Genomic DNA, 11,859 nt, shown 5'->3' with positions numbered 1-11,859 from the left:
GGCTGACAAAATGGAGACTAATACGACAACCAACAGAATCAGAATAGCTGATCTGAACGAAATTGACCGACGTGGAGCAAGGACAGTTCGCATTCATAATACAGAGATAGCTGTATTCCGTCTGAGCGATGGCAGCGTGCATGCGCTTGAGAATCGTTGTCCGCACAAAGGGGGACGGTTATCTGAAGGAATGATATGTGGCTCAGCGATCCATTGTCCGCTCCATGACTGGAAAGTTGACCTTTCCACTGGCCAGGTGCAAGAGCCGGATACTGGATGTGTGACTGCTTACCCCACGGAGATTGACAGTGAGAGCGGGGAGGTTTATATCGTAATCTAAGAGTTCTATGCGTATTGTGCTGGAGGTTCTGCTTTTTTTCTTCTATATAATAGAAGGATCAATGTGAAAGGCTTTGTTGAAGAAGTAGGCATCATTTTGATTGAAAAATAGGTTATTGACTAAATTTTGGTCAATAACCTATTTTCTTTTCACAGGATAACTGGATTTATCTCGAGACAAACAAAAAAGCCTTGAGTATCAAGGCTTTTGACGAATAGGACGGATGGGGATCGAACCCATGACCCTTACCCTGTCAAGATAATGCTCTCCCGCTGAGCTACCGTCCTGCGGTTACTAGATAATATCATGTATTAACCATATATGTAAAGTGGAAAAATAGAAGTCAGCCTGTACTTCATGAGCATTTATATATATAATTCGAATTTAGTGAGTTTGCAATCTGGAATTAATGATAGGGGGAACAGATGATGGCCGCAGAAATTATAAGTGTAACAACAGAGGAGCAGCTACAGGAGGCAATATCGATCCGTACCAAAGTGTTTGTCGAAGAGCAAAAAGTTCCTCTCGATTTAGAAGTTGATCATTATGACAAGCTGGGAGATACGGCCCATCATTTGCTAATTTGTGAACATGGTGAAATGGTGGCCACTGGTCGGTTGACATACTATGAGGAAGATACAGCTAAAATGCAACGTATTGCCGTCCTCAAGGAGCATCGTGCCGCAGGCTATGGACGTGTATTACTACTAGCACTGGAGGAACGTGCACGTGAATTGGGGCTAAGATACTCGCTGCTAGATGCCCAATGTCAAGCCGAGAAGTTTTACGAAAAGCTCGGTTATGAGACGATCTCCGATGAACCTTTTGACGATGCGGGAATACCGCATGTACGTATGCGTAAAAAGTTGTAGTCGACAGCGTAAGGTGCATACAAATCTGTACAATGTGCATGCTAGTAAAAGTTCCTCCACTATACTATGGATAAGGAGCGATACAGCATGGCTAATACAGAACGGGAGCAAATTACAGCAGTACGTAAAAACGGAGATGGCGACCTTACGTCTTTTCAGACATCTACCGGTCGGATTTTAGATTATAGCCAAGCATTGAATGAGATTGAGGCAGGCTCAATTGCAGGCGTTAACGTGTTCAAGGCCAAGGATGGAAGCAAACGAATTCGGGGAGATGCCGATGGAGATCCTTCTAATAACCTGGATCAACTGCCATTGTTCTGACCTTAACTCGCAACATTAGAATGCAAGTTCATCATTATATTCAAGAACAGCAAGCCGCCTGGCTATCCTTTGTAGGAAAGCCAGGCGGCTTTTTGTTAATTGTTCAAGCTGTATTTAGTATGCTACTCTGCTACTCTGCACGTTCCAACTCTGTAAGTTGATATACTCGTTGCTGCTCCAGAAAGGACATGACCCCTGCCTTCTCCCTGAACTGTTCCATATCATCACTATAGTGCATTAGATGAATCCGTTCTTGAAGAGATGGCGCCAAGCTTAGCAGCTCGTCCAATGTCGTATGGACTTCTCCAGCGCCTTGTAATTGAACCTCATGGAGAATACTCCGACATCCTCGTTCATGCACCAGATGATGAAGCAAATTAGGGTCAAAAACCATATCTGCACTATAAAAAAGGCGGTCATTAATGAATATGGAATAACTGTTTTTACCAGGAATATGCCTTGTAGGGATTAGCTCCACCTGAATACCGGATACTAATGTAGTGGGTACACCAGGCGTTATTACGTTTACCTCGAATACATCTTCAAGCTTGTCAATCATACCCTGCTGTGACATTCCGCCCTTGAGTGTATGCTCCCATAAAGGGTAGATTAGTGGTTCGGCAATATAAAGTAGAGGCTTGCGACGATGGAGAATGTTCATTTGAAAACCGAATTCCTCCAAACCTCCGACATGATCTGCGTGAATATGTGTGATTAAAATTGCGTCAATATCAGGCAAAGGGACGTCCATTTGGTGTAATGCTAAAGAAGCGGTTGTACCGCAATCGATCAGCAGTTTGCCTTCTCCGCTGTCCAGCAGTGCGTTGTTGTTGTAATAATGCTTGGCAAAGGCACTGCCTGTGCCAAGCATTTGTATCGTTAGGCTCATTATGGATTTATCCTCCAGACTTTGTGTACTAGGACTTCTACAGTCGTATTTTATCACCTATGCTACCGGAACTAAAGATTTGGCTCCTTATGTAAAAACTTTGGACAATTTGTGAAACACAGCGCAACTTGTGCGGCTGAGCTAGGTATAAATGTACGACAGAAGGTTTTAAACAGATGACGATGGAGGGATTAGTAGTTATGAAATGGAGAAGAGTGATGGCCCTGATGATGGCCTTTTCAATAATGGGAGGGACCGCCATTTCGGCGGAATCCGCCAAGGACCAAGTGCAGTTGATTATTAATGGAGAAGTGTCAAAAGATGGTGCAGTTGTCATTGATGGGAAAACTTATGTGCCCATCCGTGATTTTAACGGACTTGTCAATTTTGATCCATCCGGTGGAAAAGTTGTTTTCGACCAGCCTAATGTGCATATGTTCCTGTTCAAGGGAGATACTGTGTTTGGTAACGTGAATAAAGGCAATAAAGTGAAATTTAATGTATTTAGTCAAATTGATACCTTGAAAACAGATATCTCCGGAGTGAAGGTAGCGATCACCGACCCTTCGGGCAACGTGAAGGATATTCAGTCTCAAGATATCAAAGGAGCGCAAAAGGATAACTTCTGGTTCCGTACGAACGACTTTACGTATGATTTCAAAACAGCAGGGAATTACCGGGTTGGTTTCTATATTAAAGAGAGCAAAGACGGCAGCTATACCTTGGTGTCCGAAAAAGTCATTACAGCGATAAATTAGGCATACCACAAATTGACCTGCACCCTTGATCATGTTACGATACGGGGGAAAATAAAACAATTTGAAGGTAGGTATTTCCATGAGTGATCACAAACATGAACACGGTGAAGCCTGCAACCACGATCATGACCACGAACATGAAGAAATGGTTCTTACGCTAACTGATGAAAATGGTAAAGATGTAGAAATGGTGCTGGTAGAGACCTTTGACGTAGAAGATCACATTTATGCTCTTCTGCTTGAGCGAGGCAATCCTGAAGCGGATGGCATTATTCTTCGTATGGAAGAAGAAAACGAAGAAATGGTGCTTTACAATATTGAGGACGAAGATGAGTGGAAACGTGTAGAAGCCGCATATAGCGAGCTTGTTGCCCAATACGAATAGAATTGGATGCAGCAGCTGTATAGCTCTTCAAGAAAAAAAGCCCCCGAATGGGGGCTTTTTTTCTTGACTATCAACATGTTTTTTAAGCATGTGTTGACAGTTCAATATTATGAAATAGCGTCAGTTTCGACGATAACCTTCACCTGATGTACTGTTCGGTCCTCAGGTCCTTTAACAGGCAGGCCTACTTCTACATGATCAACAATATAATCAATATTGTCCTGCGAAATAACTTCTCCTGGCAATAAGATTGGAATACCAGGTGGATACACATAGATGAATTCTGCAATAATACGACCTGCAGATTCTTTGAAAGGCACGATTTCCGTATCTCCATAAAAAGCGTCTCTTGGAATGAGGGAGAGCTGAGGGATATCCGGTATCTTTACAACTAGCTCATGCTCCTGACCTGTGGAATAGTGCAGAGAAGCCAGCTCACGCAGAGCTTTCAACAAAATTTCAATTTCCTCTTTGGTATCACCAGGGGTCACCAAACAGAGAATATTGTACATATCGCTAAGCTCAACCTCGATATTGTAGTGATCTCTCAGCCAATTCTCCACATCGTATCCGGTAAGGCCCAAATGGCGGATATGAACCGTAATTTTGGTTGGATCATAATCATAGGTAGCTTCCGTGCCAAGAATTTCGCTGCCAAAGCAATATAGCCCTTCAATCTTGTTGACCTCTGAACGACAATATTCAGCCAATTCCAGAGCGCGTTGTGCTATTTCATGACCGTTAAGGGCCAGATTACGTCGGGATGTGTCCAACGAAGCCAGCAGAATATACGAAGTCGACGTTGTTGTCAGCATACTGAAAATCGTTTGTACACGCTGTGGGTTAACGTATCCGTTTTTCGTATTTACATTCAGAATTGAGCTTTGAGTCAAGGAACCACCCAGCTTGTGAACGCTTGTAGCTGACATGTCTGCTCCCGCCTCCATGGCGGACATCGGTAGATCAGAGTGAAAATGAATCAGTACTCCATGAGCCTCATCGACCAGGACCGGCACATTATAGCTGTGAGCGAGATCTACAATTTCCTTCAAATCGGCGCACACACCGTAATATGTCGGGTTGATAACAAGGACGCCCTTGGCGTCAGGGTGACGTTCCAATGCCCGACGTACGGACTTGGTTGTAACCCCGTGGTGAATACCGAGATTCTCATCACTGACTGGAGAAATAAATACCGGCTTTGCACCAGCAAAGATAATGGCAGACATTATAGATTTGTGTATGTTTCGGGGTACAATAATTTTATCACCAGGTATGCAAATCGACATAATCATGGTGATGATGGCTCCGCTTGTCCCCTGTACACTGTAATACGTATAATCAGCTCCGAAGGCCTCTGCTGCAAGCTTTTGAGCTTCTTCGATGACGCCTGATGGCTGATGCAGATCGTCCAATGGAGCGATGTTGATCATATCTATGGAAAAGGCATTATCCCCCATAAATTCGCGAAATTCCGAATCAGCTCCCACTCCCTTTTTATGGCCTGGGATGTGAAATTGAACCGGGTTGCTCTGAGCATGCTTTTTCAAAGCAGTAAAAAGCGGGGTGTTGCTTTGATTCATTAGTGTTGTCACAACCTTTCGTGCAGGATTTCGACAATCCTGTGCAAGTGATAATAGAACAAAATTGAGTATAGCAGTTTGAAGTAGGAATGCAAGCGATTGAGGGCGCATTTATTTGCGAAAGAGTGGAGTAGGCTGATAACCCGGTCTATACAGCCAAAAAACGAAGGTGGAGGAAGTGGATTAGATGAGGCAAAATGGACGAAAAAAAGCTCCGAAGCGGCTGTGGACTCCTTTTTTTAGCAAATTGTGGGTTTTGGTATTTCTGGTCGAATTTATGAAAGGATCTCTTCTGGTATCCATCCTGCCGGTATATATGGGAGAAACGCTTGGTTTGTCGGCCGGGATTATTGGTTTGGCCTTTTCGCTTCAGTATTTTGGAGACAATGCGTTTCGGGCACCGGCGGGTTGGATGGCTGAACGGCTCGGCTACCGCGGAACGATGTCGACCGCACTGTTGTTTACGCTTGTAGCGATTATTATGCTGAGCGTATTGACAGAGCCCGTGTGGCTCGTCGTTGCGTGTCTGCTGCTCGGTCTGGGTACTTCTCCGCTCTGGCCTTGTGTTATGACCGGAACGACCGAAATGTCCGGGCCTAATAACAGCAATGGCGCGGCGATGGGCACACTGGAAATTGCGTCTATGGGTGGAACGGGATTGGGGCCGCTCATTATGAACTTTGCCATATCCCACTATGGGCATTCTTACGGCATGGTGTTCATGATTTTGATAGGATGCAGTATTGTACTGTTGTTGGTTGCTCTTATGCTGCCAGGACCGAAAAGGTCTCCTGATAAAGGTGACCTCAAACAGAGCGCTCTAGTGTCGTCTGATGGGTACACAAAGCAGAAACAGCAAATTCTGAAAGGAATCCAGGAGACGATCGGCGTGCTCAAAACAAAGCTTAACGTCAATCCGTTAATTTACCCGGCGCTGTTTTTGCAGTCTTTTGTTATCGGTTTAATCAGCCCGGTACTGACGCTATACGCTCGGACGGACCTCGGGATTTCACCAAACCTGTACAGCGTGCTTCTGATTGCAGGCGGTGGGGTGACTGTGCTGGCACTGATCCCTTGTGGCAAGTTGGTCGACAGACTTGGAACGGAGTATTTTCTACATGTTGGCTTTTTGCTAGCCGGAATTACGCTGTTTTTCTTCTCAATCGTTCGATCTATTCCGCTGGTGTTTGTATCCGTGGCGCTTATTGGTTTGGGATATGCGCTCATTTTGCCTGCATGGAACACCTTTCTTGCCCGATTGATTCCGGAAAGCGAGCGAGCAACGGTGTGGGGCTTTTTTTTAACACTTCAAGGCTCCGGCATGGTTATAGGCCCGCTCGTTTCAGGAGTGCTATGGGACCGTGCCGGACACACAGCTCCATTTATCATCAGTGGGGTCGTGATGCTGCTCATGTTTGGCTGCCACCTGGCTCTGGCGCGCAATCCACGCAGGAAGACTGTAGAGGCCTGAACAGCGCCTTGAAAAGCGGCGAGGGCTACTCTTTCGAGAAAGACATTCGGTACAGCGGCAGCAAATGCTCAAAGGTAGAACGCACTGCCTGTAATAATGCAGCCCCGTCGCTGGCAAGTGGATCTTCTCGGTCAATACGGATTCCACACATGACCTCCGCTTTTTTTACCTGTTGCAGCTTGCGGATGATCGTTTGAAAATCTTCATTATCCATATGTTGTTGTTCTGTGCCTTCCGGAGCCATATGATCCATGGACCAGTAAAAATGATCAGGCAGGTTAGAGCGCACATCGCTCAGATTGGCTTCGAGTGCCTGGGCAAATGTAGCTTTGTTAGGACTTTCATAAATAATTGCAAAAATAACGAATAGGTGGGAAGCGAACATACCTACCTCAAAATGCGGCAGCGCCTTGTACCCGCGCTTATTTGCCGCCCAGGCTACCCAAGTATCTTTGGGGGGATTGACTTTGCGTCGTGCATGCTTGGCGACGTGAACGTGCATAGGCTCTCCACATAAGTCCGTCAGAAATGGGGCTAATTCCTCGCCAATTGCCTCCAGCTTGGGCCGAACCTGCTGAATCAGCACTTCCATACGAGGCTCCAATCCCGGTATTTCAAAAACATCGAAGTCCTTTGCAGTAAATCCACTAAATGTCATTCCTTTTCCTCCTGTAACTGGGTTAAGCCATAACGTGTGGCGTAATATGTCCAATTATAGCATAATGCCGCCGGGCTTGGCCGACTTTAGACTAGGTTTGAAACAAGCATATAAGGCAAAAGTAGGATTGTTCGCTGTTACTCATAAAAATAGGTCAAATAACCAAGTACCCTTACATAAAATGAAGTATAAAATAGAGCAAGGGAAGATCAAGCGGGAAAGCCGCAGGCTTGCTGTAGCCGGACTTCTTGAATCGGACTTGAAAAAGGAGGGAATGCCGTGAACAAGGGCTGTGAGGTAGAATATTGCAATCTAGAGCTCCGGTTTAGCCGTCGGCATATCCATAATCTGATCAAGGATTTGATATCGGAAGGGTATTCGCTGTACTGGAGCGAGGATGAGTCGTACCTGGTTTTGTCGGTGAGAACCGGGCGTAAGCTGGTGAAGCTCCGTTTTCAACAGCTGCGCACAGGACACTACAAGTTGGCTGGAGATTATGTAATCCGCGATGCCAAGCTGGCTGAGTGGTTGGAGAAGCTGATTGGAAGTACCCGAGGTCATGCCATTGTCAAAAGAGTCAAGGATCATCATATTTTGGTAGAAAATATTTTGTTTGGTGAGGTCATTCGTCTGGTCGAGGTTACAGGCTTTAAGCAGCGTGTCATTTATCAGAAGGGACCGGTGCTGTCCGCACAGGAAATGGAGGATATGTACGCTTCCAATGAAGGAGAAACCCGACTGCTGCTGCTAAAAATGGAAGTGGACGATGAACTGGAGAAGCTGTTTATAGCGATGACAGACGGAGATAAGGTTAAAATCGGGAATTGCCATGAACGCCTGCAAACGCTATCCCACCAACTGCTGATGATGGAAGCGTAGTACATCTGAACACCTCATGTAAATGGGGTGTTTTGATCTGTGAATAGACAGGGGTTCACTTCTTACATCAAAAACGTTAAAATAGAAGTGCACGTGTTCCGATTCACATAAAGTGTAATGCGGTAAAGCGGCGATATAGAAGACAAAATATGTTGCAAAGGATGAGGAACCAGATGGCAAAACAGCAAATTGGTGTGATCGGCCTGGCGGTAATGGGTAAGAATTTAGCCCTTAACATTGAGAGCAGAGGCTTCACCGTCTCGGTTTTTAACCGCTCTCCAGAAAAAACGCACGATCTTATCAAAGAAGCAGAAGGTAAAAAACTGACGGGTACTTTCTCTATTGAAGAATTTGTGAACTCATTGGAATCCCCCCGTAAAATCCTGATCATGGTTCAAGCTGGTAAAGCAACAGATGCCACGATTGAACAGCTTGTGCCTCATCTGGACAAGGGCGACATTATTATAGACGGAGGCAATGCCTACTTCCCTGATACACAGCGCCGCAGCAAGGAGCTGGAGGAAAAAGGACTTCGCTTTATTGGTACAGGCGTATCCGGTGGTGAAGAAGGTGCCTTGAATGGTCCTGCTATCATGCCGGGTGGACAAGAAAGTGCCTATAAACTGGTAGAGCCGATTCTAACGGCAATCTCTGCTAAAGTGGAAGGCGACCCTTGCTGTACATATATCGGTCCTGACGGTGCTGGTCACTATGTAAAAATGGTGCATAACGGTATCGAGTACGGCGACATGCAATTGATCGGTGAAGCGTATCACTTGTTGAAATCAGTCCTGAATGTGAATGCGGAAGAGCTTCATGAAATCTTCACGGAATGGAATAAAGGGGAACTGGACAGCTACCTGATCGAAATTACAGCTGACATTTTCTCTCAGTACGATGCTGAAACAGGCAAGCCAATGGTAGACGTTATCTTGGATGCTGCTGGTCAAAAAGGTACAGGTAAATGGACGAGCCAAAGCGCGCTGGATCTGGGTGTGCCATTGTCCATGATCACCGAATCCGTATTCTCCCGCTTCTTGTCTGCTATGAAAGACGAGCGCATTGCGGCAAGTAAAGTGCTGAGCGGTCCTAATGCTGAGTCCTTCAGCGGCGACAAAAAAGAATTTATCGAAAGTGTACGTAAAGCACTGTTTGCAAGTAAAATCGTGTCCTATGCTCAAGGTTTCGCTCAAATGCGTGCAGCTTCCGATGAATATGATTGGGATTTGAAATACGGAAAAATCGCTATGATCTTCCGCGGCGGTTGCATTATCCGCTCGCAATTCCTGCAAAACATCAAGGATGCATATGACCGCGATCCTGCCTTGAAAAACCTGTTGCTGGATTCTTACTTCAAAAATGTAGTTGAAACGTATCAAGATGCATGGCGTCAAGTGATTTCCGTGGCTGTATCCCAAGGTATTCCAGTGCCTGGCTTCTCCAGCGCGCTTGCATACTATGACAGCTACCGCACTGAGCGTTTGCCAGCAAATCTGCTGCAAGCACAACGTGACTACTTCGGTGCCCATACGTTCAAACGTGTGGACAAAGAAGGCGTATTCCATCATCAATGGTTCTAATGAACGGACGGATATGCATGAATAGCATTATGTAATACAACGGAAGCTTTTTTGCCCTATGGGTAGAAGAAGCTTCCGTTTTTTAATTTATAATTATGGATACGATTATGATGGCAGTAGAGGATTGTGTAATCTTTTGGCGCTATGGTATGATAGGGACAAAAGATTTTAATGCATTACCGCGTCTAAGCTTTGAGTCAAAACAAAAAAGACGAGAAGGTTCCCGTCTCTTTTGTTAAGTAGGTTTTCTATTGCTCTTGTGACCATTGCAGCATGCCGCCAGTCATGTTAGTACAGCCTTCATAACCTAGCTGCTGTAGATATTCGCAGGCTCGTTCACTGCGGTAACCGCTCCGGCAAATAAAGATAATTTCACCGGTGCGTTCAATTTCTTCAAGACGCCCCGGAAGCTGTCCGAGCGGAATGTGCTTGGCACCTTCAATCATGCCTTCCGCTACTTCTTCCGCTTCGCGGACGTCGATTAATTGCAATTGCTCTCCTGCTTGCAGACGTGCGCGCAACTCAGAAGGTTCAATCAGGGCGATTTGCGTCATGGCCGGACCTCTTTTCTGATATATATTGGGTGCTACGTATGTTTTTGACGTGTGCAAAATGTCACACACACTCTATGTATGATAGCTAAGCTATCTCTAGGCTGTCAATCCGCTTAATCCTAAAGGCAGATAAAGATTAATTAACCGACGGAATTCAACTTGGGGGACTTAGATTAATATTTCTTATTTTTTGGGTGGAGAAATGAATGCTACAACTTGTATAATTAACGTAAAATAGGATGGTTTGAACCGAAAAGGAGCATGTACATTATGGATGTTATCGTTAGACCTACCCCTTCCTTGCAAGGAGAGATTGGGGCCCTGTCCTCCAAAAACTACACTACTCGTTATCTGCTCACTGCGGCACTTGCTGAAGGACAAAGTACCATTTATTATCCAGCCCATAGTGAAGACAGTGATGCTATGCGTCGTTGTATCGCCGATCTGGGTGCAGTACTGGAAGAGGATGATGAAAAAATAGTGATTACAGGTTTTGGTAGCCATCCTCAAGCTGTGAAGGAATTGAATGTGGGAAACGCAGGAGCGGTTCTCCGTTTTTTGATGGGTATTGCATCTCTATGTCCGGATGTTACATTTGTTAATACATACCCCGACTCATTGGGCAAGAGACCCCATGATGATTTAATCGATGCACTGGGGCAACTGGGCGTGAAAGTAGATCATCGTGAAGGTAAGTTGCCAATTCGTATTCAGGGTGGTCAGGCGAAGGGCGGTAAAATTCAGGTGTCCGGCTCGGTTAGCTCACAATATTTGAGCGCCCTGCTATTCCTTACGCCTTTACTGGAGGAAGACAGTGAAATCGAAGTGCTGCATGATTTGAAATCCAAGGTGGTCATTGGGCAGACCCTGGAGGTATTACAAGAGGCTGGTATTATCATTCATGCAAGCGATGATTACATGTCTTTCCGTGTCCCGGGGCGGCAATCCTATCAGCCACGTACGTATACAGTACAGGGAGACTATCCAGGGAGTGCAGCGGTGCTGGCGGCGGCTGCAGTAACGAATTCCGATGTTACCATCCATCGTCTTAAAGAGCAGAGCAAACAGGGAGAACGCGCTATTGTAGATGTGCTGCGTATGATGGAAGTGCCACTGACACATGAGAACGATACCGTCGTTGTGAAGGGCAATGGCCGATTGAAAGCTGTTGAGTTTGACGGTGATGCTGCAACAGACGCTGTGCTTGCAATGGTGGCTGCGGCTGTATTTGCTGAAGGCACGTCCCGTTTTTATAACGTGGAGAATTTACGGTATAAGGAATGTGACCGCATTACCGATTATTTGAATGAGCTGACCAAGGCTGGTGCTCGGGTAGAAGAACGTCAAGCAGAAATTATCGTACATGGCAGACCGGAGGGTGTCGAAGGTGGCGTGGAAATTAACGCGCACTTTGATCACCGTGTTATTATGGCCTTGACGATTGTAGGTTTGCGCGCACAGAAGCCGCTAGTAATCAAGGATGCACATCATGTCGCCAAATCGTATCCGCAGTATTTTGACCAACTAACGACGCTTGGTGCTTCTGTAGAATGGGTAAAATAAAAA

Annotated in this window: 13 protein-coding genes and 1 tRNA gene; 9 read left to right on the top strand and 5 right to left on the bottom strand. The window is 45.6% G+C overall.

Annotation, left to right across the window (positions count from 1 at the left end):
• The first annotated feature begins 10 nt into the window (after window positions 1-10).
• A complete protein-coding gene (nirD, locus tag ACYCSE_RS25840; RefSeq protein WP_061828981.1) occupies window positions 11-340 on the top strand; it encodes a nitrite reductase small subunit NirD in 330 nt (109 codons plus the stop codon).
• A gap of 215 nt (window positions 341-555) precedes the next feature.
• Here nirD and ACYCSE_RS25835 read toward each other — a convergent pair.
• Window positions 556-627 (bottom strand) — tRNA-Val (locus tag ACYCSE_RS25835).
• Window positions 628-768: 141 nt separating this feature from the next.
• Between ACYCSE_RS25835 and ACYCSE_RS25830 the strand changes: the two genes are divergently transcribed.
• Window positions 769-1,212 carry a GNAT family N-acetyltransferase gene (locus ACYCSE_RS25830; RefSeq protein WP_069289898.1) on the top strand — a complete coding sequence of 148 codons (444 nt, stop codon included), beginning with the start codon at window positions 769-771 and terminating at the stop codon, window positions 1,210-1,212.
• A gap of 87 nt (window positions 1,213-1,299) precedes the next feature.
• A complete protein-coding gene (locus ACYCSE_RS25825; protein ID WP_013371899.1) occupies window positions 1,300-1,536 on the top strand; it encodes a DUF3892 domain-containing protein in 237 nt (78 codons plus the stop codon).
• A gap of 130 nt (window positions 1,537-1,666) precedes the next feature.
• Here the strand turns inward: ACYCSE_RS25825 and ACYCSE_RS25820 are convergent, their stop codons facing one another.
• Window positions 1,667-2,425 carry an MBL fold metallo-hydrolase gene (locus ACYCSE_RS25820; protein ID WP_459700606.1) on the bottom strand — a complete coding sequence of 253 codons (759 nt, stop codon included), beginning with the start codon at window positions 2,423-2,425 and terminating at the stop codon, window positions 1,667-1,669.
• 200 nt (window positions 2,426-2,625) lie between these two features.
• Between ACYCSE_RS25820 and ACYCSE_RS25815 the strand changes: the two genes are divergently transcribed.
• Both ACYCSE_RS25815 and ACYCSE_RS25810 read left to right on the top strand, forming a co-directional pair.
• Window positions 2,626-3,183 carry a hypothetical protein gene (locus tag ACYCSE_RS25815; protein ID WP_013310940.1) on the top strand — a complete coding sequence of 186 codons (558 nt, stop codon included), beginning with the start codon at window positions 2,626-2,628 and terminating at the stop codon, window positions 3,181-3,183.
• Between the two features lie 79 nt (window positions 3,184-3,262).
• Window positions 3,263-3,568 carry a DUF1292 domain-containing protein gene (locus tag ACYCSE_RS25810; protein ID WP_061828984.1) on the top strand — a complete coding sequence of 102 codons (306 nt, stop codon included), beginning with the start codon at window positions 3,263-3,265 and terminating at the stop codon, window positions 3,566-3,568.
• 107 nt (window positions 3,569-3,675) lie between these two features.
• On the opposite strand, the gene ACYCSE_RS25805 is transcribed toward ACYCSE_RS25810, so the two are convergent.
• Window positions 3,676-5,151, bottom strand: coding sequence for an aminotransferase class I/II-fold pyridoxal phosphate-dependent enzyme (locus tag ACYCSE_RS25805; RefSeq protein ID WP_061828985.1), 1,476 nt, complete (start codon window positions 5,149-5,151; stop codon window positions 3,676-3,678).
• A gap of 187 nt (window positions 5,152-5,338) precedes the next feature.
• Here ACYCSE_RS25805 and ACYCSE_RS25800 point away from each other — a divergent pair, with 187 nt between their 5' ends.
• On the top strand, window positions 5,339-6,622 hold the full coding sequence (locus ACYCSE_RS25800; protein ID WP_459700603.1) for an MFS transporter: 1,284 nt from the start codon (window positions 5,339-5,341) through the stop codon (window positions 6,620-6,622).
• 25 nt (window positions 6,623-6,647) lie between these two features.
• Here ACYCSE_RS25800 and ACYCSE_RS25795 read toward each other — a convergent pair whose 3' ends face one another.
• Window positions 6,648-7,280, bottom strand: a complete 633-nt coding sequence (locus ACYCSE_RS25795) for a YktB family protein (protein ID WP_235309488.1) — start codon at window positions 7,278-7,280, stop codon at window positions 6,648-6,650.
• A gap of 279 nt (window positions 7,281-7,559) precedes the next feature.
• Here ACYCSE_RS25795 and ACYCSE_RS25790 point away from each other — a divergent pair, with 279 nt between their 5' ends.
• Window positions 7,560-8,159, top strand: a complete 600-nt coding sequence (locus ACYCSE_RS25790; RefSeq protein ID WP_103048617.1) for a hypothetical protein — start codon at window positions 7,560-7,562, stop codon at window positions 8,157-8,159.
• 173 nt (window positions 8,160-8,332) lie between these two features.
• Window positions 8,333-9,739, top strand: a complete 1,407-nt coding sequence (gene gndA / locus ACYCSE_RS25785; protein WP_013310934.1) for an NADP-dependent phosphogluconate dehydrogenase — start codon at window positions 8,333-8,335, stop codon at window positions 9,737-9,739.
• Window positions 9,740-9,987: 248 nt separating this feature from the next.
• Here gndA and ACYCSE_RS25780 read toward each other — a convergent pair whose 3' ends face one another.
• The gene (locus ACYCSE_RS25780; protein ID WP_010345522.1) at window positions 9,988-10,293 is read right to left on the bottom strand and encodes a rhodanese-like domain-containing protein; all 306 of its coding nucleotides are present in this window, start codon (window positions 10,291-10,293) and stop codon (window positions 9,988-9,990) included.
• A 270-nt stretch (window positions 10,294-10,563) separates the two neighbouring features.
• Between ACYCSE_RS25780 and aroA the strand changes: the two genes are divergently transcribed.
• Window positions 10,564-11,856 carry a 3-phosphoshikimate 1-carboxyvinyltransferase gene (aroA, locus tag ACYCSE_RS25775; RefSeq protein ID WP_459700599.1) on the top strand — a complete coding sequence of 431 codons (1,293 nt, stop codon included), beginning with the start codon at window positions 10,564-10,566 and terminating at the stop codon, window positions 11,854-11,856.
• The last annotated feature ends 3 nt before the right edge of the window (window positions 11,857-11,859 follow it).

It is taken from the genome of Paenibacillus sp. SEL1, assembly GCF_054602535.1.
Note: the sequence above shows the minus strand (reverse complement) of the source record. Positions and strands in the feature narration are given on the sequence as shown.